Source organism: Spirosoma migulaei, from assembly GCF_054776855.1.
Map to the genome: position 1 here is coordinate 25,423 of NZ_BAAHBG010000015.1, position 25,102 is coordinate 50,524.

General features: G+C 46.9%; 22 protein-coding genes. 10 read left to right on the forward strand and 12 right to left on the reverse strand.

Going from position 1 to position 25,102, the window contains the following annotated elements:
- Nucleotides 1-38 precede the first annotated feature (38 nt).
- A complete protein-coding gene (lpxB, locus tag ACYVGO_RS18550; protein ID WP_460970522.1) occupies nucleotides 39-1,157 on the reverse strand; it encodes a lipid-A-disaccharide synthase in 1,119 nt (372 codons plus the stop codon).
- 93 nt (nucleotides 1,158-1,250) lie between these two features.
- Nucleotides 1,251-1,667 carry a 6-pyruvoyl trahydropterin synthase family protein gene (locus ACYVGO_RS18555; protein ID WP_142775209.1) on the reverse strand — a complete coding sequence of 139 codons (417 nt, stop codon included), beginning with the start codon at nucleotides 1,665-1,667 and terminating at the stop codon, nucleotides 1,251-1,253.
- A 268-nt stretch (nucleotides 1,668-1,935) separates the two neighbouring features.
- Between ACYVGO_RS18555 and rfaD the strand changes: the two genes are divergently transcribed.
- Nucleotides 1,936-2,901 (forward strand): ADP-glyceromanno-heptose 6-epimerase, encoded by a 966-nt coding sequence (gene rfaD, locus ACYVGO_RS18560; protein WP_142775208.1) that lies wholly within the window; start codon nucleotides 1,936-1,938, stop codon nucleotides 2,899-2,901.
- 10 nt (nucleotides 2,902-2,911) lie between these two features.
- Here the strand turns inward: rfaD and ACYVGO_RS18565 are convergent, their stop codons facing one another.
- The 6 genes from ACYVGO_RS18565 to ACYVGO_RS18590 all read right to left on the reverse strand — a co-directional run bounded on the left by ACYVGO_RS18565 (nucleotide 2,912) and on the right by ACYVGO_RS18590 (nucleotide 9,172).
- A complete protein-coding gene (locus ACYVGO_RS18565; RefSeq protein ID WP_460970523.1) occupies nucleotides 2,912-4,141 on the reverse strand; it encodes an MFS transporter in 1,230 nt (409 codons plus the stop codon).
- Nucleotides 4,135-4,506, reverse strand: coding sequence for a DMT family protein (locus ACYVGO_RS18570; protein WP_460970524.1), 372 nt, complete (start codon nucleotides 4,504-4,506; stop codon nucleotides 4,135-4,137). The genes ACYVGO_RS18565 and ACYVGO_RS18570 overlap by 7 nt, the downstream gene beginning before the upstream one ends.
- 40 nt (nucleotides 4,507-4,546) lie before the next feature.
- Nucleotides 4,547-5,848 carry a sensor histidine kinase gene (locus tag ACYVGO_RS18575; RefSeq protein WP_460970525.1) on the reverse strand — a complete coding sequence of 434 codons (1,302 nt, stop codon included), beginning with the start codon at nucleotides 5,846-5,848 and terminating at the stop codon, nucleotides 4,547-4,549.
- On the reverse strand, nucleotides 5,845-6,516 hold the full coding sequence (locus ACYVGO_RS18580; protein ID WP_142775204.1) for a response regulator transcription factor: 672 nt from the start codon (nucleotides 6,514-6,516) through the stop codon (nucleotides 5,845-5,847). The genes ACYVGO_RS18575 and ACYVGO_RS18580 overlap by 4 nt, the downstream gene beginning before the upstream one ends.
- Nucleotides 6,517-6,611: 95 nt before the next feature.
- The gene (locus ACYVGO_RS18585; RefSeq protein ID WP_460970526.1) at nucleotides 6,612-7,436 is read right to left on the reverse strand and encodes a hypothetical protein; all 825 of its coding nucleotides are present in this window, start codon (nucleotides 7,434-7,436) and stop codon (nucleotides 6,612-6,614) included.
- Between the two features lie 158 nt (nucleotides 7,437-7,594).
- Entirely contained in the window at nucleotides 7,595-9,172 is a 1,578-nt protein-coding gene (locus ACYVGO_RS18590) for a S8 family serine peptidase (RefSeq protein ID WP_460970527.1), read from the reverse strand.
- A gap of 99 nt (nucleotides 9,173-9,271) precedes the next feature.
- On the opposite strand from ACYVGO_RS18590, the gene ACYVGO_RS18595 reads away from it, so the two are divergent.
- Nucleotides 9,272-10,567, forward strand: coding sequence for an aminopeptidase P family protein (locus ACYVGO_RS18595; RefSeq protein ID WP_460970528.1), 1,296 nt, complete (start codon nucleotides 9,272-9,274; stop codon nucleotides 10,565-10,567).
- An 83-nt stretch (nucleotides 10,568-10,650) separates the two neighbouring features.
- Here the strand turns inward: ACYVGO_RS18595 and ACYVGO_RS18600 are convergent, their stop codons facing one another.
- On the reverse strand, nucleotides 10,651-11,292 hold the full coding sequence (locus ACYVGO_RS18600; protein ID WP_246859269.1) for a TetR/AcrR family transcriptional regulator: 642 nt from the start codon (nucleotides 11,290-11,292) through the stop codon (nucleotides 10,651-10,653).
- A 420-nt stretch (nucleotides 11,293-11,712) separates the two neighbouring features.
- Nucleotides 11,713-12,153, reverse strand: coding sequence for a WapI family immunity protein (locus ACYVGO_RS18605; protein ID WP_142775200.1), 441 nt, complete (start codon nucleotides 12,151-12,153; stop codon nucleotides 11,713-11,715).
- Between the two features lie 234 nt (nucleotides 12,154-12,387).
- On the opposite strand from ACYVGO_RS18605, the gene ACYVGO_RS18610 reads away from it, so the two are divergent.
- The 5 genes from ACYVGO_RS18610 (at nucleotide 12,388) to nspC (ending at nucleotide 17,156) form a co-directional block, all read left to right on the forward strand.
- Entirely contained in the window at nucleotides 12,388-13,602 is a 1,215-nt protein-coding gene (locus ACYVGO_RS18610; RefSeq protein WP_460970529.1) for a saccharopine dehydrogenase family protein, read from the forward strand.
- A gap of 117 nt (nucleotides 13,603-13,719) precedes the next feature.
- Nucleotides 13,720-14,496, forward strand: a complete 777-nt coding sequence (locus ACYVGO_RS18615) for a hypothetical protein (RefSeq protein ID WP_460970530.1) — start codon at nucleotides 13,720-13,722, stop codon at nucleotides 14,494-14,496.
- A gap of 58 nt (nucleotides 14,497-14,554) precedes the next feature.
- A complete protein-coding gene (locus ACYVGO_RS18620) occupies nucleotides 14,555-15,385 on the forward strand; it encodes an energy transducer TonB (protein ID WP_460970531.1) in 831 nt (276 codons plus the stop codon).
- Between the two features lie 143 nt (nucleotides 15,386-15,528).
- Nucleotides 15,529-15,981 (forward strand): energy transducer TonB, encoded by a 453-nt coding sequence (locus ACYVGO_RS18625; protein ID WP_460970532.1) that lies wholly within the window; start codon nucleotides 15,529-15,531, stop codon nucleotides 15,979-15,981.
- A gap of 23 nt (nucleotides 15,982-16,004) precedes the next feature.
- Entirely contained in the window at nucleotides 16,005-17,156 is a 1,152-nt protein-coding gene (gene nspC / locus ACYVGO_RS18630) for a carboxynorspermidine decarboxylase (RefSeq protein ID WP_460970533.1), read from the forward strand.
- Nucleotides 17,157-17,242: 86 nt separating this feature from the next.
- Here nspC and ACYVGO_RS18635 read toward each other — a convergent pair whose 3' ends face one another.
- Together ACYVGO_RS18635 and hisB are read right to left on the reverse strand one after the other, a co-directional pair.
- Nucleotides 17,243-17,809 carry a 1-acyl-sn-glycerol-3-phosphate acyltransferase gene (locus tag ACYVGO_RS18635; RefSeq protein WP_460970534.1) on the reverse strand — a complete coding sequence of 189 codons (567 nt, stop codon included), beginning with the start codon at nucleotides 17,807-17,809 and terminating at the stop codon, nucleotides 17,243-17,245.
- A gap of 308 nt (nucleotides 17,810-18,117) precedes the next feature.
- Nucleotides 18,118-19,266: a bifunctional histidinol-phosphatase/imidazoleglycerol-phosphate dehydratase HisB gene (hisB, locus tag ACYVGO_RS18640; RefSeq protein WP_460970535.1), complete on the reverse strand. Its 1,149-nt coding sequence runs from the start codon at nucleotides 19,264-19,266 to the stop codon at nucleotides 18,118-18,120.
- Between the two features lie 372 nt (nucleotides 19,267-19,638).
- Between hisB and ACYVGO_RS18645 the strand changes: the two genes are divergently transcribed.
- The 3 genes from ACYVGO_RS18645 (at nucleotide 19,639) to ACYVGO_RS18655 (ending at nucleotide 25,074) form a co-directional block, all read left to right on the forward strand.
- Nucleotides 19,639-20,667, forward strand: coding sequence for an NYN domain-containing protein (locus ACYVGO_RS18645; RefSeq protein ID WP_142775192.1), 1,029 nt, complete (start codon nucleotides 19,639-19,641; stop codon nucleotides 20,665-20,667).
- 2 nt (nucleotides 20,668-20,669) lie between these two features.
- Nucleotides 20,670-21,974 carry an aminodeoxychorismate synthase component I gene (pabB, locus tag ACYVGO_RS18650; RefSeq protein ID WP_460970536.1) on the forward strand — a complete coding sequence of 435 codons (1,305 nt, stop codon included), beginning with the start codon at nucleotides 20,670-20,672 and terminating at the stop codon, nucleotides 21,972-21,974.
- 238 nt (nucleotides 21,975-22,212) lie between these two features.
- Nucleotides 22,213-25,074 (forward strand): outer membrane beta-barrel protein, encoded by a 2,862-nt coding sequence (locus tag ACYVGO_RS18655; protein ID WP_460970537.1) that lies wholly within the window; start codon nucleotides 22,213-22,215, stop codon nucleotides 25,072-25,074.
- Nucleotides 25,075-25,102: the final 28 nt, after the last annotated feature.

Here is a 25,102-nt window from a genome sequence, read left to right on the forward strand (position 1 = left end):
TCATATTTTAATGATATAATTATTCAGCGGGGTTTAGCTCAGATGCTCTCTTGTAGTGCTTCGACCATTAACCGGCCTGCTCGTTCGGATGCGCCTGGATCGCCCATTTTTTGCTGCACACTTGCATAACCAGCCAGTTGCACAGTTCGACCCGGGTTGCCCGGTAAAATAGCTTTCAGTTCCAGGGCTGCCCGAGTTGGTGTAAGATCGTTCTGAATCAGCTCCTTTACCACTTCTCGGTCGGCAATCAGGTTGACGAGCGAGATAAACGGTACGGCAATGAGTCGTTTGGCAATAGCATAGCTTATGCCCGTTGTTTTGTAGCAAACCACCTGTGGGATGTTCAGTAGGGCCGTTTCGAGTGTGGCCGTTCCTGATGTAACGAGGGCGGCTGTAGCTACCTGAAGCAAATCGTAAGCCGCATCATCGACTCGTTTCACGGTTGGGTAGTCGGCCAACAAATCGGAATACAGTTTATCGGGAAGATTGCTTACCGTACCAACCACAAATTGATAGTCTGGAAACTGTCGGGTGGTCTGTAGCATAATGGGCAGAATCGACGTAATTTCCTGATGGCGGCTACCGGGTAACAGGGCAATAATGGGTTGTTCTCCTAACCCTGACTTAGCCCGAAACGCAGGATCAGGTTTGAAGTCAGCCAGCGCATCGAGCAGTGGATTACCAACATAATCGACTTTGTAATCGTATGTAGCGAAGAACTCGGTCTCGAAGGGTAGAATTGTAAATAACCGGTCTACATTCGCTTTGATCTTCAGTGCCCGACGTTGATTCCAGGCCCAGACTTTTGGCGAGATATAGTAAAACACCCGAATGCCGTGCTGTTTGGCAAACCGCGCCATGCGAAGATTGAAACCAGCATAGTCGATCAGAATAAGCGCGTCGGGTCGGTGAGCAAGCAGGTCAGCCTGGCACTCGTGCAATATCCGGCGAATAGTACCGAGATTTTTAACTACCTCCAGAAATCCCATGAACGCCATCTCGCGATAATGACGCACCAGCACAGCCCCGGCAGCTTCCATTTGCTCACCGCCATATGCCCGACAGTTTGCCGCCGGATCGTACTGACGAATGCCCCGGATCAGATTCGCACCGTGAAGGTCGCCGGAACGTTCGCCAGCAATTAAATAGTAGGTCATTAATTGTCATTAGTAATCATTAGTGGTCATTAATTGTCAAAAACGATAAATGGCTATTCATAACAATTCATGACCACTAATGACAATTAATAATTACTCCCCAAAATAATCGACAAAATTCTTCGGGGTTTCAATCAGACGAAGCTGGTGAAGGTGTGCATCGGTAATGGGTTCGAGAGCCCGTTCGAGGATCTTCCAGATTTCCATGACGAAGATTTCGCAGCTGGCCATTTTTCCCTGCATAAAATCGACATCCAGATTCAGGTTTTTATGATCCACTTTCTCGATAACTTCCCGTTTGATGATGTCGCCCAATAATTTGAGGTCAATCACAAAACCAGTGTCGGGCGAAGGCTCACCTTTGACCGTTACAATTAATTCAAAGTTATGGCCATGCCAGTTTATGTTGGCACAGGGACCAAAAACCTCCTTGTTTCGCTCTTCCGACCAGGCTGGATTATAGAGCCGGTGGGCCGCGTTGAAATGCTCAATTCTGTTAATATAGACCATTTTCTGGTTTAGATGGGGCGGTTGCCAGAAACGCCGATTTGAAAATAAAGTGCAAAGGTACGAACTGTTTGGGCGCTATAAAAGTGGCACCTCCAAGCAGATAACGCTAGAAGTGTCAATATGACCGTTAGTGGAAAAGTACAATTTAATCATTAAATCTGCTATTCTATAGTCCAATATAAAACATGTATCTTTACGGGCGTTTTTGCTTCAATCACGCTGATAGATACCTAATTATCACTACGAACACGTTTACGACTACCACTTTATGATTATCGTTACGGGAGCAGCCGGCTTTATCGGAAGCTGTTTAATCAGCAAGTTGAATCAGGAAAACTTCAATTTCATTATTGCGGTTGATGATTTTTCGTACCCCGAAAAAGAGGCAAATTTGGTCGGAAAACGAATCCAGGAACGAGTAGATCGGGAAGATTTTTTTGACTGGCTCGACCAGAATTATCAGGAAGTTGAGTTTATTTTTCACATCGGTGCCCGTACCGATACAACGGAGTTTGATCGTCAGATTTTTGAGCATCTGAACGTTGAGTATTCCAAACAAATCTGGAATCGTTGCATTGAGTACCAAATCCCACTTGTGTACGCATCATCGGCTGCTACCTATGGTCTCGGCGAATTGGGCTACGATGACAATGAGTCGCTGATTCCGCAATTGAAACCATTGAACCCGTATGGTGACTCAAAAAATGAGTTCGACATCTGGGCGCTGGAACAGGAGCGCAAGCCGTTCTTCTGGGCGGGGCTGAAGTTCTTCAACGTATACGGGCCGAATGAATACCACAAAGGCCGGATGGCATCTGTGATATTTCATGCCTACCACCAGATTGAAAAATCGGGACAAATGAAGTTGTTCCGGTCGCACAATCCCGACTTTGCAGACGGGGAACAAATGCGTGATTTCGTTTACGTGAAGGACGTGATAGAGGTTTGCTCGTTCCTGATGCATCACCGGCGCAACTCCGGCATCTATAACCTGGGCAGTGGCAAGGCGCGTACATTCCTCGATCTGGCCAAAAATACATTTTACGCACTGGATCTGGAACCCCAGATTGACTTTGTTGATACGCCAGTCGATATCCGCGACAAATACCAGTACTTCACCCAAGCGAATATGTCTAAACTTCGTTCAATTGGGTATGAAAAGCATTTTCACTCCCTCGAAGATGGTATCGCCGATTATGTAACAAACTACCTGAGTAAAGGTCAGTATCTGTAAGTTGACAACCTCATCGCTTCGTTTCGGGAACAAAAAACCATAAAATAGCTAAAGCACCTACTGCAATGCCCGTTAGGGTAAGAAAAGCGGTGTTATAGCCTGACCGTTGCACAATTACCCCGGCAAAGGCATTACTTAGTGATGCACCCAACCCAATGGCGGTTGCTATAGCTCCCTGCGTGGTGTTGAATAAGCCGCTGCCCTTGGTTAGATCGGATACGATTAAGATCGACAATACACCAAAAATTCCAGCGCCAACGCCATCCAGTATCTGGATAGTGACCAACAGAATAGGGTCGTTTGTAAGCGTATACAGTAGCCCCCGGATTGGTAATACGGCAAACCCAATCAGCAACAGCCGTTTACGACCTTTCGGGGCCAACCGACCGGTTACGTTACTCACGGGTATCATGACAACCTGAGCAACAATGATACAGGCCGACATATAGGCCGAGGATGTTCCCGCATCAATACCGTTTGCTAATCGCTGACCCAGCAGGGGCAGCATGGCGGCATTGGCGAAATGGAACAGCACACAGGCTAACGCGAAAAATAAAATGGCCCGATTGCTTCCGATTGCCCGCCAGCCAGACGGCTCGTCGCCTTTTCTGACCTCGCTTTTCCCATCGCCCCTTGCCAATTCGTGGTCAATGTCATCTTCGCGAATGCGCCAGACGGCTACGCTACTCAGGAGCGACATAACGGCTAATAGCACGAAAATGCCTTCGCTACGAACGTAATAACCGATTAAACCTGCTAGTACAGCCGCAAACACATTCCCTGCATGATTGAAGGTTTCGTTACGACCCACTCGCCTGTCCAGCGCCTGATGCCCAACCAGGCCGAGTGTAATAGCCGCAATGGCAGGGGTAAACCAGGCGGCTGCTACCCCCATCATAGCCTGTCCGCCCAGAATAACGCCAAAGGTTGGCAGCGAGATGGTTAGTAGGGATGCAGTGGCAATTAACAGGGAGGCAACAATTGAAAATAGCCGCTTTTTTTTGGTTTGATCAACGAATATACCCGCTGGTGTTTGCGCAATGACCGTGGCTATTCCCATCACCGACATGGCCAGGCCTATGTTCTGGGCGTGCCAATGGCGTGAGGTTAAGAGGTAGATGGCTAAATAAGGCCCAAGCCCATCGCGCACATCGGCCAGAAAAAAATTAGCCCAGTCGAGGGCGTTCAGACTTGTTGCCGTTGGCTGACGCGTATCGGCTTGTTGGGCCGTATCTACCATTTTTTAAAGATGAAAAACACCGCAATCACCAGAAAAACGAAGCCAACGAGGTGATTCCAGGCCAGTTTATCCGTTTTGAAAACAAATACGGTGATGAGTGTGAAAACCGTTAGTGAAACCGCTTCCTGGACGGTTTTTAGCTGGAAAAGTGAGAAAGGCCCCCCGGTTTCATCAGAGCCGATTCGATTGGCGGGAACCTGAAAAATGTACTCGAAAAATGCCAGCCCCCAACTCAACATAATTACGCCGAATAAGGAAAGCTTGGCCAGCATGGGGTATTGTTTAACCTGAAGATGGCCATACCAGGCCAGTGTCATGAAAATATTCGATAGGGTAAGCAGCAATACACAGTAAACACCTTTCATTCGATACGTTGATTGATTTTGACTTCAGTTTAGTTTTGATTTAAGGCAGGGAAAGTAGGCTGGTGAATGTAAATTCCCGCCAGTCAAGATGTAACTCACCATTGAGCATTGTTGTTAACCGATGGCTGATCCAAAGCCCCAACCCATGGCCTTCTTTGAGTGGGTCAGCCTGAAAATAGGGCTGCATTAAATCAAGGGTGGGCCCCGTTGCGCGAACGGTCTGGTTCTGTACCTGTATTTGCCACTTGCCTGAGTAGCGAACCTGAACAAGAACTATACTACCTGGTACGGCATATTTAATGGCATTTTCGATTAGGTTGAGTAGAATATGCTCTAGCTTAACCCTATCGGTTCGGGCTGTTTCTCCAGCCAATTTATCGGTATCCGTACGTATTGTTACTTCATAATCAGCGGCTACGGTTGCTAATTGGGCTACGCAATTTTTAACTAAAACGGGTAGATTGATTTCGGCGATAGTAAGTGGTTGAGTCGATTCATCAGGGCGGCTAAGGGTTAAAAACTCATCCAGTAAGCGAGCCAGACGGCTCACCTCATCCAGTTGACCGGTCAGGAATGATTTTGTCCCTGGGTCGACCTGCTCATTATTGAGGGTTACTTCAAGCCCGGTTTTCATAACGGTTAATGGCGTGCGTAGTTCATGCGCAGCTGCCCCAAAGAAATTTTGCTGCAACTCAACATGTTCCCGAATTCGGGCCAGCATCCGATTCAGTGTATCGGTTAGTTGATAAAGTTCGTCCTGGGATTTAGGTAACGTGATTCGACTGCTATCGGCTGCTTTGCTAATCGTATTGGCTTGATTGATAATGGATTGTATGGGGCGTAATAACCAACCTGCTGCGCCGTACCCAGCGCCAAATGCCATCACTAAACTTAGTAACCAGCCTATGCCAAACAGCCATCGAAGCTGGTTGATATCCTGCCGTAAACTGGCGTCTGGTACGGTTAGCGTCAATAGAAGCTGACCGTCCGAAAGTTGGTCGCTGGAGGTTTGTGCTGTAACAGACCGATACGAGAAACGGTGGGGAGCCCTGCGTTGGCCTTTGCCAAAACTATTCGGAAATCCCGGACTTCGGAATAGCTCACGAGCATGCCCGTAGGTTCGATAAATTACCTGCATCCGTTCCCGATCGGTGGGTAAGGGAAGTACAACAGGGTCAACACTAACAAGCGATAGTAGCCACTCAGCTCTTGTTTGGGCAGCCCGATCAAAAGCGATTTGCAGACTTCGTTCGGCACGATTGAGCATGAGCCAACCCGCCAAGAGACTCACCCCTGCAAACACCGCCGTAACGGCCAGTACAATACGGCTGCGCAGGCTCATGCTGTTTTGCACCGATATCCGCGGCCAATAAGTGTTTCAATGAGACCGCTTTTACCGATGGCATCCAGTTTTTTTCGGAGCTGATAAATGTGTACTTCAATCACGTTACTGCCCATATCGTAATCGACAGCCCAGACTTTTTCGGCAATTTCATTTTTGGTGACCAACTGCCCAGCCCGGCGCATCAATAATTCGAGTAACGAAAACTCCCGATTGGTTAAGTCAAGCGTCGATCCATTTTTGACCACCTCGTGCGAAACGAGCCGCATTTCCAGATCTGCTACGCGTAATACCACGTTATCGCTGGTCGTTGTGCGTCGCTGTAAAACGCGAATTCGCGCTAATAGCTCATTAAAATCGAACGGTTTTCGGATGTAGTCGACAGCGCCCAGGTCCAGTCCATGCACCACTTTATCCGGATCACTCAGAGCCGATAGAATAATTACCGGGACGCTTAATCCGAATGCCCGAAGATTTTGTAACAGCTCGAAACCCGTTTGGCCCGGTAACATCAGATCAAGGAGAACCAGATCATAAAGCCCTCCGGCCAGAAAGTCGAGTCCTTCGGAACCTGAGTGGGTCAGGTCGGCTACATGACCATGTTGCTCCAACCCCTGTTTGATAAACCGGGCTAGTTTGCGCTCATCTTCGATAACTAGGATTTTCACGAGAATAAAAGAGTGAAAGGGCGAATGAGTGAAAGAGCGAACAAAACTGTCCAGTAATTTTCGCACTTTCACTCATTCACTCTTTCACCATTAAGTTAGCGAACTAAATACTGCTGTCCGTTGATCGTCAGTACCGATGCCCGGAGAATATTGATTTTTTCCAGTTGCACCTGACCGTCACGCAAACTTTTTGGGTAACCCTGTACGGTAATCGTACTGCCTTTCTTGGCCAGATCGGTGAGCTGATAGGCTACGTGCGGTGGAATGCTGACAATCGTTTTATCGTCCAGCACTAAACCGTTCACACGCCCACCTTTATCTAGCCGGTAATCGGCGATTTTTCCGGTAGCTGTAGCTAAGGCAGGTGTTTCGGGTGGTGTGGTAGGTTGAGCAGGAGGGGCGTCCAGTACAGTTGTTTTACCCGCCGTCAGGCTATTCATCCGAAAGCGAGTTTCACCCGTTGGCGTGGTTTCAGAATAGCCCGTAACGCTCACGCTGCTACCCGACTTGATTGCTTTTTGGACCTGTTGCCCCAAATGAGCAGGAAATTTTACTGTTGTTGTACCCGTATTGCCTGTTAACAGAAAGCCATCCAGGATAGCATCGTCATTACCAACCCATTGCCCAACCGTACCCGAAACGGTAGTCAGTGAGGTGAGTCCCTGTTGATGAAAGCTGCCTTGCGGCCCTCCCTGTAGTCCTTGTGGTCGGCCGGGGGCACCAGGGCCACCGCCATGCCTGCCGTGTCGGGGACCGGGTCCGCCGGGTTGAGGAGGCTCTGGATGTTCACTGCCGGGCGCATTCATAGCAACACCTAAGACGGGTTCACCAGGACCAGCTACTTGTTGTGCACGTGCAAAGGGAGTGGCTAGGGTAGCTGTGAGTACGGCAATGGCAATTAATTTTGTGTTCGTTTCCATAGTCAATTTGTTGTTTACTGTTGATTACGGAAGCAAATCTAGGATCGCCATATAAGCTCGGACTGAAACGAAAATTAATTTTTCTTCATAATGACTAATGCAGTATGGGTATCCATTGATTATTGTCCATTTTACATTATCCATTTTTCATTGACCTGTTACTCCCAAACTACCTCGATCACCTCTTTTTTCAAATCGACTGTCGTCTGTTTTTCATCAGCCGACCGACGGAGAACCAGTTTGCCATTGGTCACTTTAGTCGCTTCCTGCTGCAACACATGCGTTGCGTCTTTCTTATGAAATACCGAAACGATGGACTCCGTTGTCTCAATGGGTAATGTAAGTGTTTTCCCTGTAGCCTTTACCGATCGAACAGTTCCAGCCAAATCCTTATTCCGGAGCAACGCTAACGCTCGCGAAGCCTGCGGAACCCCATAACCAACGTAGTTATTACCGTATGGGTACAAATGGGATGATTTTTCGATAATCTCCATCACCTGTTTATTGGTTAGCTTCGGGTTAGCTTGCATGATACAGGCCGCAAAGCCCGTAATGACTGGTGCTGAAAGAGAGGTGCCGTAAAGTGAAAAGCAGGAAACATTCGGTTTTAGGTAGGGGAGATTTTCGGGCCCAATGCTGCTATAGCCGATCCGGTTCCAAAGTCTTGAATTTGTGGCTCCAATGGCCATAACGCCCTGTGCATCAGCTGGTGTGCTGATGATTCGCCACGAGCGGTCATCGCCTTCGTTGCCCGCAGACACAATAATCAAAATCCCTTTTTTGTCGGCGGCAATCTGTGCGGCCCGGCTGATGAGGCTTGTATGGCCGTCCATCTGACTGGGTTCATAATTTTCTTTGGGGTTACTCATGCCCTTGGCATAACCCAGCGATGTATTGATAAGCCGGACACCGAGACTGTCCATCCATTCCATAGCGGCCACCCAGTTATCTTCTTCACCCCGGTATTCGCGATTTCCCTGATCGGTTCGGGCTAAGTAAAAAGTAGCATCGGTGGCTAGGCCAAACTGGATATTTTCCAGCGGATCATTACCGGCAATGGCGGCCATTACCTCTGTGCCATGAAAATCGGACATGGTTTCGAGCGTACGAAAGAGGTTATCATGCGTCTTTTTCTCGTTCACGTAATCACGTACGCGTTTAACGCCCTGGCGTGCAAATACATGCTTGAGTGCATTGGCCGAATCAGCCCCAAAAAAACCGGCATCAATAACACCAATATTCACAAACCGACCTGTCAGGCCTGCCTGCGCAAAGTCGGGTGCCTGTATCTGCGTCATAACCGGTGCCATTTGCGGATTAGCGGGCAAGTTGATCGACGTAATTACGATGGCTGGATCAATAGGCTGAATGCCTTTCACACAGGGCATGGCAAGAACGCGTATCTGCTGTTCGGTTGTTAAGCGAGCCGACACTGCATTAAGCCAGCGCGACTGGCATATGGGATGTATCCCTGCCTGGTTGAACTGAGTTAGATAAGCTGCGGAAACAGGTTGGTCCGTTTCATCTAACGGTAGATTCTGTTGTTGCCGTTGGGTAATTGATTGTTGCGACAATGCTGGTGCAGATGCCTGATCTTTATCCCGAAGTAAAATCCAGTATTTAGGTGCATCGGGTCGGGCCACGCTTGGTCGGGCAGCGCCAGGCCGGTCCACGTTAGGCTGGGCCTGTAGCACCGAAGTTAACAGGCAGAGAAATACAGTAAGACGAAGTGTCATGAGTCGTTTAGGTAGAAACATGAAAACACGCAGAAAGTATTCTGGGTTTTGAGTTTCTTTGCAAAAATAATCAGAAATTCAGCCTCAACGGTCTTCCGTATGCGTTATTTACCCATCGATAATCAGCTTTTCATTCACAATCGCCAGCGACTTGCTAATCTGCTGAAAACAAAATCATTAGTTGTCGTAAATGCAAACGACATTATGCCAACTAATGCCGATGGCACGATGACGTTCCGGCAAAATAACGACCTCTTTTACCTAACGGGTGTCGATCAGGAAGAAACCTGTCTGGTGTTATTTCCCGATCACCCTGATCCAAAATTTCGCGAAGCCTTATTTCTACGTGAAACCAGCGAGCTTATTGAAATCTGGGAAGGGCACAAACTGACCAAAGCAGAAGCCGAACTGGTAACGGGTATATCTCAGAAGCAAATTTACTGGACTCACCAGTTTGAGCAGGTATTTATGCAAATGGTCTTCGAGGCAGAACATATCTATCTGAACACCAATGAGCATACTCGCGCTGGCGTACAGGTGCAGACGCGAGACGCCCGGTATATCGACGAATTCCGACAAAAATATCCGCTTCATAAGCTGGAACGGCTTGCTCCGTTGATGCATTACCTCAGAGCCATCAAACAACCACAGGAACTCCCGCTTATTCAAACCGCCATCGACATTACCGATAAGATGTTTAGGCGACTGCTTGGTTTTATCAAGCCGGGTGTTTGGGAGTATGAAATTGAGGCTGAGATGATGCATGAGTTCATCAAAAATCGCTCTCGGGGAGCAGCCTATAGTCCAATTATTGCTTCGGGGGCTAACGCCTGCGTATTGCACTATATCGACAATAGTCAACAGTGTCAGGATGGAGATGTGATACTACTCGATATTGGCGCGGAGTATGCAAACTACAATGCGGATATGACCCGGTCCGTCCCTGTTAACGGACGATTTACTGAACGTCAGCGCGCTGTGTATGATGCTGTATTACGGGTAATGAAAGAGGCTACCCAAATGCTCCGGCCCGGTAACCTCTGGGATGACTATCACAAGGAAGTGGGTAAGGTAATGGAGTCCGAGCTGATCGGCTTAGGCTTATTGGATCGGGCTGACGTGGATAAACAGGACCCTGATGCGCCTTTATACAAAAAGTACTTCATGCATGGTACATCGCACTTTCTGGGACTTGATGTGCATGACGTAGGCAACAAATACCGGAAAATGGAACCCGGTATGGTCTTTACCGTTGAACCTGGTATTTATATTCCCAAAGAGAAACTGGGTATCCGGCTGGAAAACAACGTTGTACTAACAGAGTCTGGAAACATTGACCTCATGGCCAACATTCCCCTCGAAGCCGAAGCGATTGAAGAGTTGATGAATACGTGAAGAATGTAGAGTGAAAAGTGAAGAATAAGACTGGTATAAAAAATTATTCTTCACTTTTCACTCTACATTCTTCACAATTTTGCTTACGCCGTCTTGGCATTTTCACGCTCAAGGGCAATATTCAAACTGGAATAAATTCGGCGGATAGCCGTTTCCAGCCGTTCCCAACCTGCATCGGAGCGAAGGTCAATATCGCCGATATGGTCGCGTTGGTTACTGGTGAGAACCAGATGCGTCACAGCAGCCACCATTAGGCTGGTAATAGCAATAGGGTCGAAATCAGAATAAGGGGCTAATTTGCTCACCATCGTCTTGTAGGACTGATCCCGGAAGTCGGCTAATCGGCGGGCCAGTTCGGTTTCGCCATTCGACATTTCCCAGCGAATCAATTCCTGCGAAGACTTACGGCTCCGAAACTCACGCATGAACTGAATTGTATATTCAGACCAGGCTTTGCTTCGGGCTTCAGGGGCCAGATTATCCGGTACCGATTCCAGAAATTTATCGTTGAACATGGATAGGAAGAACCCGCGATGGACATACGCTTCCAGCAGACCGTTCCAGCCACCGAAGTAGCGATAAATAAGTACTTTATTCACGCCAGCGCGCTCAGCAACGGCGTTGATTCCAGCCTTTTCAGTGCCTCGCTCGGCCATTACTTCACCCATGGCACGTAAAATTCGCTCCATGGTCATCTGGCGATTTCTTCGCTTGACGACTTTCATATAATAGGGTCGTTTTTGTTATTAAAGAGGATTCAATGATTTTTCCTTTGCAATCGGATTGAGTACTATGTGTGACTACAAATCTACTGTAGCTACAAATATGGTTATTACGGTTGATGTTATCAAAAAATAATCTTGGGAAAAAATAATAATAAATGGAAGAATGATTTACAAACTATAAGATAGTCTCCTCAATAATATGCCCTTAGCGTAAGCTGGCAAAACAAATAAACACGCCTAATTAAAAAGCGTACAGATAATTTAATAAAGTAAACTATTGATTTACAGTATTTTAAATAAATAACTATAACAAGAAATAAGGGATCAGTAATCGCTCAATAGGTACGCTTCAGCTTAGCATGAATTGTGTTTACCCGATCAGATAGGGTTGAATTCATGCTAAGCGATTTGTGAAAGTATTTATCTTTCGGGGTAGGTATCTATTTGGCCCGATAGCTCCTGAATGGCTTCCTGGAGCTGATTTCTATTTAAATGGATATCCATTTCCATTGGAAAATCAGGGTACGTATGCCAGGAGGGTGTTAGGGAATGATCCAACTGAATTTGCAGGCAATAGTTATCATCAGATAGAGCCTTTGCCTCCATACTCAAGCCGGGTTCCGAGAAAGTCAGGGTAACATGGTTGGTTGCTTTAGTCCAGAGCGAACGTAACCCAACCAATAAACGCTTGACCTCCCATGTTTGCAGAGGAGCCGACTGGGTATCGGCCTTTTGCCCCCAGAAAGTTGAAAATCGGCATTGTAGCCGGTTACGGTCACGCCAGGTTTTAGTAGCCTTACCGTAGCCTAAAATTGCTAATTCAAATGAGTTGGGAGAGCCGGAAGAAGAGACGAATTTCATAACGGGATTAATTGGGGATTGAGTATATGTCTACTTAACAAATATACTAACTGTTTGTTGATAAAGTTATATTTTATTTAGTGTTTTTATCCTATATACTCCTCATTTATAAGTCACTCGCAACTACATCAGGTATAAGACCTAGTCTGTTAACAAATTCACTACGTACGCACTTATCGACTTTGCCTATCTTTGCGGCAGAAAGAAAATACAGGAACTATTAAATTCAGATAGATGGCAAATGTGCTCATTATCGGAGCCGGTGGTGTTGGCAGCGTTGTAGCGCATAAATGCGCAATGAACAGCCAGGTCTTTACAACGATTATGTTGGCTAGTCGTACCAAAGCAAAGTGCGACCGTATTGCTGCCGAAATTCAGGAAATGCACGGCATCACGATTCAAACGGCACAGGTCGATGCAGATGTGGTAGCCGAGACAGTTGCGTTGATTCGGTCGTTTAATCCGGTGCTGGTCATCAATGTAGCGTTACCCTATCAGGACTTACCCATTATGGATGCCTGCCTGGAAGCGGGCGTACATTATATGGATACGGCCAATTATGAACCCAAGGACGTAGCCAAGTTTGAGTATAGCTGGCAATGGGCTTACAAAGAACGATTCGAACAGGCAGGCTTGATGGCATTGCTTGGGTGCGGTTTCGATCCAGGCGCTACTCAGGTGTTTACGGCTTATGCCAATAAGCATTACTTTGACCGGATGGACTATCTGGATATTGTTGATTGCAATGCGGGCAACCACGGTAAAGCGTTTGCCACGAATTTTAACCCGGAAATCAACATTCGGGAAATTACCCAGCCGGGCCGCTATTGGGAAAATGACGAATGGGTTGAGATTCCGGCCATGAGCATTCATAAGCCGATTGATTACCCGGCTATTGGGCCTAAAGAATCCTATGTTCTTTATCACGAGGAGCTGGAATCACTGGTAAAGAATTTCCCGACTCTAAAGCGGGCACGGTTCTGGATGACCTTTGGCCAGGCGTATCTAACGCACCTCGAAGTGCTGCAGAACGTAGGCATGACGCGGATCGATACGGTTCAATTTAAAGGAATGGATATTGTACCCCTTGAGTTTCTGAAAGCCGTACTACCCGCTCCCGATACGTTAGGTGAAAACTATACCGGACAAACCAGTATTGGTTGCCAGATTAAAGGGGTAAAAGATGGTGAAGACCGTACCTATTTTATCTGGAACAACTGCGATCATGCCGAAACCTATCGCGAAGTGCGCGGTCAGGCCGTTAGCTATACAACGGGCGTTCCGGCTATGATTGGGGCAATGCTGATGCTCACAGGTGTATGGATGAAACCCGGCGTCTGGAATTGTGAAGAAATGGACCCCGATCCGTTTATCGAACAGATGAATAAACAGGGATTACCGGTAAACGAACGGGTGAATATTCCGTTGCCACATGAGTACCCTGCCTGATTAAAATTTCTTAAAAAAATGAAAATCCCGCTATAGGACATGGCGGGATTTTCGTTACTTAGTGTGCTGACAGTCAATGCCGGCCAATTTCCTATCCCCTTTCAAAGTAGTTTAGTTATGAAACTTCTATTCATCCCCATTTTGGCTGGTTTGTCTATCCTGAGTGCCCATGCTCAGAAAACCGATACAACGAAGGTCAGCCCACAACAACAGTACAATCCCAACGCCCAGCGTAACGGGTATGAAACCTATCAATCGACAAGCCAGATTGTGGGCTCAGGACCCTATACGATGGTCAATACCATGGATCACCGCTACGAAGGCCTTCGGGGAACACCTTATTTTCTGCCTGCCTGGAATAAAGGCCAGATTGAAATGGTGGCTGGTCAGAATTATAAAGAAGTGCCGATTAAATTTGATGCATACCGCCAACACCTGATCTTACTCCGAACGTGGGCCGGTAACGATTCTATTATTGTCAATGCGGATCAGGTAAAATCGTTTCAGCTTAAAAATCCTGATGGCCAACTATATGTGTTCAGACATTTACCAGAGGCTAAAAATCCTGATGAAGCCCTACGGGAAGGGTACTTTCTGGTGCTGTATCAGGGTAAATCGGCCCTGCTGAAACGGGTATCAAAAGCCTTCAAACAAGCCGACTATAAAAACCCATATTCGAGCGGTAATCGCTACGACGAGTTCAGGGATGTTAATTCCTATTTCATCCTCAAACCCGATCAGACATTAACGAAAGTGAAGCTGTCCGACAAGGCAATAATCGAAACTCTTGGCGATCATGCCGATGAGTTGAAGGCATTTGTCAAACAGGAAAACCTGAGCGGTAAAACGGAAAAAGAGGCTATTCTGGTCGTGCAGAAATACGATAGTTTTTAAACCTGGTTGTGGAAATTAACCGGAGGGAACATCCTGGCGTTATAAACGATCTAACGCTATGCTTCACTCCGATGCTCCAGTATCCGTCGCACTGACTTACGACGACGTTATTTTTCAGGCCCGTCATAAGGCCTATGGTGCTTTTGACCTGCGCCAGCATTACCGACCGACACTCAGCCGTGCATTAGGGCTGGGTGTCGGTTTATTTTTGATGGGACTGTCTGGCCCCATGCTCTACGACCGGTTTTGGCCTCAGGCAGATTTCGCTACTAAACAGTCAATGACTGAGGTGTCGCTGACCAAGATCAAGGAGCTTCCTGCCGAAAAACCCATCGAGTTGCCACCTGTTGAGAAGCAGCCAACCGTTAATACGGTTCGAAATCTACCGCCTGTAGTTATGCCCGAAGCTGATGTAGTGGAAGAGAATCCGCCCGCTACAGTCGAAGAACTCCAAAATGCTACTTCAGGGCCAGAAACAGCCGAAGGTTCTGGCGATGTGGAGGTGATTGCTGCGCCTGAGGCAAAAGTGGCCACAGTGCAGGAAAAGGCGGTAGAGGTAGAAACAAAGACCGAAGCACCATTTATCACGGTTGAGCAACAACCTGAATACCCCGGGGGGCTGGATGCACTGAGAAACTTCCTGAGTAAAAACCTAAATTACCCACGCTCAGCGGCCTCGGCGGGTGTTTCGGGACGGGTGTTCGTCAGCTTTGTCGTCAATACGGATGGGAGCCTTACTGACTTGCAGGTACTGAAAGGAATTGGCTTTGGTTGCGATGAAGAAGCCATACGCGTAATGAGAAAAATGCCTAATTGGCGACCCGGCAAGCAGGCAGGACGGGCCGTCCGGGTAAAGTATAATTTGCCCATTTCGTTTACATTGGAATAATAAGCCTAAGTTTCTGAAGGTCATGGTGTTGCATACGCCATATCTTGGAAATATGGCGTATGCAACACCATGACCTTCAGAAACTTGTGGAAAATGTGTAGAGTGTGCATCCAGTAGGCTGTACGCTCTAACCAATAATTCGCATGCATGTAAATTTATATACGCGTCAACCGATAGTCAGTAAAGCTTGCTTTCTGACTATCGGTTTGTTTTTACTCTCAGTTGCCTGTTTCGCCCAACGATTGGCTGAACGAGATATGAATGTGTACACAGTTGTAGAAAAGCAACCCGAATTTCCTGGCGGGATAGGTGCATTAATGGAATACCTTAAAACATCAGTGCAATATCCACCAGAAGCTAAAAAAGCAAAGATTCAAGGCCGGGTTTTTGTTTCATTCATAGTTGAACTAGATGGTTCCCGTACGGATATTATCGTCCTGAAAGGCCTTGGCTACGGCTGCGACGAAGAAGCTATGCGGGTTGTTCGAGCAATGCCGTGTTGGGAGCCGGGAGGTCAGTCGGGAAGGCCATTACGAGTCAAGTACAATTTGCCTATACTTTTCGGAACCGACTATCCAAAGGTCAAGCTACGATAGAGAGGTTTGCCTACCTTTGCGGGATGAATACGACTTTGTTGCAAAACCTCGATGACGCTGCTATTCCGTCGCCCTGCTTTATCCTGGAAGAAGCTAAACTACGCCGAAACCTTGCCTTACTCGATTCGGTGCAGAAGGCGGCTGGCGTAACCATTATTCTGGCATTAAAAGGCTTTTCCATGTATAGCGCGTTCCCGTTGGTGCGTGAGTATTTAAGCGGTGCGACAGCCAGTTCGCTCAACGAAATCAAACTCGTGAACGAGTACATGGGCGTGCAGGCGCATACCTATATACCTGCTTATCAGGATGCTACTTTTGATGAAGTCGTTAGCCGTAGCAGCCACCTGACTTTCAATTCCTGGAGCCAGTGGGAGCGATATAAGGACCGGGCGGTTGGGCGCGTTTCCTGCGGCATTCGGGTAAATCCTCAATACTCCGAAGTGGCCACGGATATGTATAATCCCTGCGTACCGGGTTCACGACTGGGTGCCACGCGTGATCAGCTGCCTGATCAATTACCGGAGGGGCTGGAGGGAATTCACTTTCACACCCTCTGCGAAAATGATTCATTTACATTAGAGCGCACGCTTGAGGCTCTCGAAGCCCGATTTAGTGATCTGCTTCATCAGGCGAAGTGGGTTAATTTCGGAGGAGGACATTTAATGACCCGCGAGGGGTATGACACGAATCACCTGATTGGCTTGCTGACTGCTTTCCGGCAGAAATATAATGTGGATGTAATTCTGGAACCCGGTTCCGCCATTGCCTGGCAAACGGGTGTGCTGGTATCAGAAGTGCTCGATGTGCTGGATAGCCAGGGAATTCACGTCGCGGTTTTAGATACGTCGTTTGCTGCCCATATGCCCGATACGCTCGAAATGCCCTATAAGCCACGGATTATCAATTCATACCACGAGCCTGTTGCGGGCAAACCAACCTATCGCCTGGGTGGTATGACTTGCCTCGCTGGCGATTTCATGGGTGATTACTCATTTGACGAACCCCTGGAAATTGGTGATAAACTCGTGTTTGATGACATGATTCATTACACCATGGTGAAAACCACAACCTTCAATGGGGTGAACTTGCCCGCTATTGGTATCTGGAAGGAAAACGAGACATTTCAGCTGGTCAAAACCTACGGCTACGAGAGTTTTAAAGATCGACTGAGTTAACGTGTGAAGTCAGCTAAAAAAAAGCGGTGCCACGGTTCTAAACCGTGGCACCGCTTTTTTTAGCCATATATTTCAACGAGACCCTGCTAGTCAATTATCCCCGTTTCTTCCCACTGCTTCAGCCAGTCTTTCTTAATGCCATGAATCTGGGAAAAAAACTCGTAGAAGGGTATCATATCGGCAGAGTAATTGCCCGTAGTGTATAGGGGCTTACCGATAATAACGAGTTTACGGGGCCAGTCGAAGCCAACCGGAATAAGCGGAACGCCCGCTTTAAAGGCAATGTAATAGAAGCCCGTTTTTAGCTTTGAAACGTTGCTGCGGGTACCTTCAGGAGCAATACAGATATGCAACCGCTCAGTTGAATTAAACACGGCAACCATCGCATCCACTAAATTGTGTGACTTGTCTCGGTAGACGGGTTTACCTCCCAGCGCCCGAAATAACCAGCCTGAGTACCAGGTAAAGAGTGAGCTTTTAGCGAGGTATTCGATCCAGACATGAATAGTTGGGCGAATGCCAAGGCCGAGAAGGAAATCCCAATTGGTTGTGTGAGGTGCTACGACCCAGATCGCTTTCGATATGTCTGGAACGGGACCAACAACTCGCCATCCGGCAAGCTTAAATAACCAACGGGTAATAGCACTAAGCATAAGGCTCAACAGTCTTTAGTCAATAGTCAACAGACAATACATAGTAGTTATTGTTGACTATTAACTAAAGACTGTTGACTAATTTTAATACTTCCGGTCATTCTTCTCTAACCACCGGCCTGTCATAAACGAAGCGATCAGCAGTACAGCGTAGAACAGGAGCGTCAAAGGAGTTGATAAATCCATATCGATATTCAGTTGAATTCAGATGCAAAAGTAATTAATAAGTTTGAAGTTCGCAGTTCGAGGTTTGAAGTTATTCGTCCTCTAATCAACTTCAAACCTCGAACTATAAACTTCAAACTGACCTATAAAACCCCCTTCGTACTGGGCAGGTTATCCAGTTCTTTTATATCGCGCCGAACAGCCATTTTAATGGCTTTAGCAAAGGCTTTAAAAATGGCTTCGATTTTGTGATGCTCATTGTCGCCTTCAACTTTAATGTTCAGATTACAGAGCGCCGTATCAGAAAATGACTTGAAGAAATGGAAGAACATTTCGGTAGGCATATCGCCGATTTTCTCGCGCTTAAAGTCGGCATCCCAAACGAGCCAGGGCCGTCCTGAGAAGTCAATGCCAACTTGCGCCAGCGCTTCGTCCATCGGTAGCAGGAACCCATAACGACTAATGCCCCGCTTGTCGCCAAGGGCGCGTCGGTAGGCTTCGCCCAGGGCGAGTGCCGTATCTTCAATGGTATGGTGTTCGTCGATGTGCAGATCGCCGTTGACCTGAATGCTCAGGTCCGCCCCCGAATGCTTAGCCACCTGGTCGAGCATATGGTCGAAGAAACCAAGTCCGGTATGGATTTTGGCCTGACCCTTTCCATCGAGGTTTAAGTCTACTCGGATTTGGGTTTCTTTCGTAGTACGTTCAACGGTTGCCGTTCGGGCTGGTAATCGAAGAAACGCGTAAATCTGATCCCAGTCGTCTGTTTTAAGGGCAATGGCGTTCTGCATAGCCTCCGTCATTCCTGACACATCAGCTGCCTGCACGGTGGCCAGCCCATCTGGTGGTAGAAATAAAATCGCTTTGGCACCCAGATTTACCGCTAACTGCACGTCAGTCAGCCGGTCGCCAATGACATAGCTGTTTGCCAGATCATAGGCATCCGTAAAATATTCGGTTAGCATCCCGATGCCTGGCTTACGGGTAGGTGAGTTGTCACGCGGGAAATGGCGGTCTATGTGAACCGCCGAGAAATGAACATTTTCTCCGGCAAATGTGGCTAACATTTTGTTATGAGCGGGCCAGAAAGTGTCTTCTGGAAATGCATCCGTGCCAAGGCCGTCCTGATTGGTGACCATCACCAACCCATAATCCGTTTCTTCGGCAATTGTCCGCATAGCCGAAATAGCTTTGGGAATATAGTCAAGCTTGGCTAACGAATCGACCTGCTGATCGGGTTGTGGCTCAAGGATGAGCGTACCATCGCGGTCGATAAACAGAATTTTTTGCATAGTGTGCAGGAATAAGCCAACAAAGATACGGTTCGAGTGCAAAGCATGCGAAAAAGTGTTATGTTTGCAGAATAGTTTTATAGCTATTCTGATTGCTCCCCGCACCGATTTTCTTTGTTATATGTTACTTTTTGGGCTTATTAAAGTCTATTATTTATAATACTTAACGCTTAGTGACTACATAGTCGGCTTAGTGAATAGCTTATTATTAACTTGTTTTGCCCATTTAATTTATACGAATAAAATAGATTGCTTATAAACCAATTTTCTTCGTAGCCATACAATCCATATACCACCAGCCAACCGTACTAAAAGGAAAAATTTAATGTATTCTCTTACATAATCATACAATTATAAACATTTAGGTACAGCATGCCAGCAGCATCCCGACTAACCCGGATTGGGGTTTTCTATGACGGTAACTATTTTTTACACGTAAGCAACTACTATAATTATTCTCACGAACGTCGCAGCCGTATCAGTATTTCAGGCCTGCACGCATTCATTCGTCGGCAGGTAGCCGAAGAGGAAGGCGTCAACGAACGCCTGTGTCAGATTGTAGATGCACATTATTTTCGTGGGCGATTAAATGCCCATGAAGCTAACCAACGCGGTAATCAGCTCTTCTACGATCGGTTATTCGATGATATTCTAATGTCGGAAGGGGTAGTCACGCACTACCTTCCCGTAAAAACATATCAGGGTTATCGGCAGGAAAAAGGGATTGATGTATGGTTAGCCCTCGAAGCCTTTGAATTGGCTCAGTATAAGAAATTCGATGTAGTAGTACTCATTACATCCGATGGCGATTATGTGCCCCTCATTCGTAAACTAAACACGCTTGGTTCCCGAATCATGGTGCTGAGCTGGGATTTTGAATTCCTGAACGAGCAAGGCGAAAAACAGGTTACGCGTACCTCGCAGGATTTACTGGAGGAAGTATCGTATCCAGTTGGTATGCACGGCCTGATTGATGACCGGAGCCGCCGAAATGATATGGTCATTCAGAATCTGTTTGTGAAGCAACAGGCTGCTCGCCCAACCTTTACAGCTGTGGCTGCCAATGGCAGCAGTTATGCGAATGGATTCGGTAGCGGACTCTCAGCGAGCGATGCCTACGATTCCGCCTATTCATCGTCCGACGAGCCTAACTACAACCTTGCCGATGGCTTGGATTTGGTAGACGATGACCCGGAAGGACGTAAAATAAGTACCATTCGCAGCCTGAAAACCGGTTATGGTTTTGTAAACTATCCGCCCAACAATCTGTTTTTCCACTATACAAGCCTGGTTGATACCGACTTCAACGAGTTGCAGGTAGACGACGAAGTTGAATTTACCATTGGCCAGAATGCTGAGGGTAAAGACATTGCCGTTGATGTTCGATTGATACATACGTAACAATGAACGTTTTGCGGGTGGCTGTTGACAACATCCCGGCAATTCGGGGGCATGCGTTGACCTGGGCAATGGGGCAACAGGCACACAAAGACGGTTTTGTCGCTTTTCTGAATAATAATACTGTTGCTTACCCGAATGACCCGTTTCCGAACCGATTATTTGTCGGACAGAAACGGGTTATTTCGTTTTCGGACTCAACAGCCATTCAGGCATTGGCCGACGCTCACCACGTGCATCCCTCATTTCTGGTTGGTTATCTGGGTTATGATCTCAAGAATCAGCTCGAAGCGCTTAATAGCCGTAATCCCAATCGGCTTGGTTTCCCGGATGCTTATTTTGTGGAACCAGAGTGGATCATTGATTTTGAAGAGGATAGCCTAGTGATTCGGGGAAAAGGTGATCCAAACGAATTGTGGAGTCAGTTAGTAGCCTTATCTTCATCTCCTGCTCCTCGCGCCCTTTCCCCTGCTCCTCGCGCCATCCAATGCCGCGTTACCCCCAATGAATACCTGGCCAATGTTCGCCGAATTCAGCAGCATATCCTGGCGGGCGATGTGTATGAGCTAAATTATTGCATTGAGTTTTTTGCCGAGCAGATCGACCTGGACCCGTTGTCCACCTATCTCGCCTTGAATGAACGGTCGCCGATGCCGTTCTCGAGTTTTCTGAAAATTGGGGATCGGTATGTTATGGGTGCATCGCCAGAGCGATTTTTGACGAAAAAAGGCCGTACCGTTTTATCACAGCCTATAAAAGGCACCATTCGTAGAGGGAGAACGTCGGAAGAAGATGTTATTCTTCGTGCCCAACTGCTGAAATCTGAAAAAGAGCGGGCCGAAAATCTGATGATTGTCGATCTGGTCCGTAACGATCTCGCCCGAAGTGCCAAAACCGGCTCAGTGCGGGTGGATGAACTCTTTGGTATCTATGGGTTCAAGCAGGTGTATCAGATGATTTCGACAGTATCGGCAACCCTACGTGACGATGTTTCCTGGGCTGACGCTATCCGTAATGCCTTTCCAATGGGGAGCATGACGGGTGCCCCCAAAATCCGGGCTATGGAGTTAATCGATGAACTGGAAGTCAGTAGGAGAGGAGTGTATTCGGGGGCAGTTGGTTTTATAACTCCCGAGGGTGATTTTGATTTTAATGTTATTATCCGAACGCTGCTCTACAATGCCCAAACTCAATATGCTTCATTTTCTGTGGGCAGCGCCATTACCTACGATGCCGATCCCTTACAGGAATGGGAGGAATGCCTGCTAAAAGCAAGGGCGATTCGGGACGTGCTGGAGGCTAGTTTTTAGCTAAGCGGGCTTTATGGACAATTCTCCAAACTTTTTTTGTGGAATTGTTTCCTTTTTCTACTCGTATAGTATACCCCTTGCAACGTTTTGTCGGATTAATGACTCATTATGAGCACTAATGACCGTTAGCTAAATTCGCTACTATAAATTTAGTTAAAAATCGTTAATCAGGTAAACAGCGTAAGGTCAGGCGTCTATATTTGCTTCCATTATCCTATTATCCTTACTTCTACTATCCATGAGAAACCTTTCCCTGTTGGCCGTATTGTGTCTACTGACGGCTACGCTTTACGCTCAAAGTCCGTCTGCGATTACCCGCTTTACGCTTCAGGGTCAGGCCGTTGATACTGCATCGGCACCGCTTGCCTCCTCCACCGTTATGTTGTTGAGCGCTAAAGACTCGTCGCTGGTGAATTTCACCCGTACAGGCGACAACGGCGCTTTTTCGTTTAAGAATATCAAGATTGGCAACTACGTTCTGAAGATTTCATTTGTCGGATTTATTCCGTACAATCAGGTTATTAAACCATCTACGGATGCCGTTATGGATCTTGGTAAACTGAAATTGAAACCTATTACCCGGGAATTGATGGAAGTAGTTGTCCGAACCGCTAAAGCGCCATTAACCATTAAAGGCGATACGATTGAATATAACGCCAGCTCGTTTAAAGTACCCCCCGGCTCAACCGTTGAAGATTTGCTGCGAAAACTACCCGGTGTACAAATTGACCAGGATGGCAACATTCGGGCGCAGGGGCAGGAAGTGAAGAAGGTGACGGTAGATGGCAAGAGTTTCTTTGGTAATGATCCTAAACTAGCCACTAAAAACTTACAGGCCGATGCCATTACTAAAGTGCAGGTCTATAACGATAAAACAGAGCAGGCGAAACTGACGGGTGTAGAAGATGGGAAAAAGGAGAAAACCGTGAACCTACAGCTGAAAGAAGAGTTCAAAAAAGGGGGCTTTGGGAAAGTAACTGCCGGTGCGGGCCCGGCTTCGAATGATCTGCCAGCCCGCGCTGAAATCCGGGGGAATTACAACAAATTCGATTCGAAACGACAAATCTCGATTATTGGGCTAGGCAATAACACCAATCAGCAGGGCTTGTCATTTAATGATTATCAGGACTTTAGAGGGAGTAATTCGTTTAACTGGAATGATAATGCTGACTTTGGATTCAGCAGTGGCGGGCGGGGATTATTTTTTGGCGACGACGATGAAACGCTGGGTATTCCAATCAGTGGGGGGCAGGGCAGAGGGTTTTCAAACAATGCAGCCGGAGGAATTAATTACAATTACGATACAAAGAAGACAAAGTTCAGTACGAACTATTACTATAACCAGAGCCGGCTGGAACTCGACGCCGTTCGGAATAGCAAACGATTTCTGGAGACCGGCTCGTTTCGGACGGAAGAAACCAGCAACCAGATCAATTTTAATGGAAATCACCGGGTGAGCCTTCGGTATGAGAAACAACTTGATTCACTCAATACACTGATATTTATCAATAACAGTCGCCTTAATAATGGGAATTCCAGCCTGAATCAAATCCAGAACTTATTTCAGACTACCGGTACGCCACCTGTAGATGCATTATCGACCCGGAATACAACCAATAACTTTAATACGTCGCGACAGTTTGGTTCAGCAAACTCGTTGCTCTATCGACTGAAGTTCAAGAAAAAAGGTCGTTCGTTTGCGGCCAGTGCATCTTACCAAATTAATACGAACGATGCCAGCCTGAATCTGAGAGCCAGGAATGAGTTTTTTCAGGCAACCAGCGTTAACAACATGCTTCGGCTTGTTTATCAGGATCAGGCTACCAACTCCCTGCGAAATGAGTACAAAGCAAGCCTACTCTATGTAGAGCCTTTTGCCAAGAAATTTTTCTGGGAGAGTTTCTATAATTTCAGTCTTCGTTACGATGAAGTCGATCGTGACGTACTCAACGTAGGCGATGCCGCTTCGACTCGTAATGACTCGCTCAGTCGATATTACAAAAATAATTACCTCTATAATCGCCTGGGTAGTAGTCTTCGCTACTCGTTTAAAGGGCTGAATCTATCGGTCGGGCTGGCTGGGCAGCAATTTACATTGAATGGTAAATTTGCCCCCGATCAAACAGCTTCCACGTTCAATACTATTAACCGGACATTTACGGCCTTCGTCCCGAATGTATCGTTGAATTATGACATGAAGAATAATAAGTACGTTTTCGGGGGCTACGATGTGAATGTACGCGTACCCTCATCACGAGACTTACAGCCCCTTGTCAACAATAGTAACTCCCTGTTTATCACCGAAGGTAATCCCGATTTGTTGCCTCAACTGGAACATAATGTAAATGCGGGGTTCAGCTATTTTAACCCAGGTAGCTTCATGAATGTGTTTGGGAATATTTATGGAACATACTATGTTAACCAGATCGTTTACGGCCAGACAACTGACCCGCAAACGCTCATTACCCGCAGCAAGCCCGAAAACTTAACCGGCGGTAAAAACCTCGGTTCGTATATCAGCTTCGGTTTCCCACTCAAGAAAACGAAGGCGACCATGAACCTCAATACGCAGCTTAACTTCGGCGATAACCTGACCCGGATTAACGGCATCTTGAATCATACCAACAACCAGAACTATACGTTCGGTACCCGGCTTGACCTAACGCCAACCGATTGGCTGACTTTTTATGGGTATGCGAACGTGGGACGGACCAATGCAAGTTATTCCCTCAACGCCGGGCAAAACCAGACGATCATAAACAATAATTTCAACGGCGATCTGACACTGAAACTACCGGGTAGTGTCTATTTTAATACAAGCCTGAATTACCGGATTTATAAAAACGAGAAATTCGGTTTCGATCAACGGATACCTATCTGGAATGCGTCGATCTATCACATTCTGGGCAAGGCTAAAAAAGCAGAGATTCGTCTGTCTTCATTCGATATGCTGAACCGGAATATAAGTGTGTCGCAATCTGCCGGACAGAACTACGTACAGGAAGAGCGAATTCAGTCACTCGCCCGGTATTTTATGCTTAGTTTCACATACAATATGCGTGGTGTTAATGCTAAAATGCGTCGTGATGGTGGATTTTAGTCGTACCCATTTTTATCTTAAAGAAAAC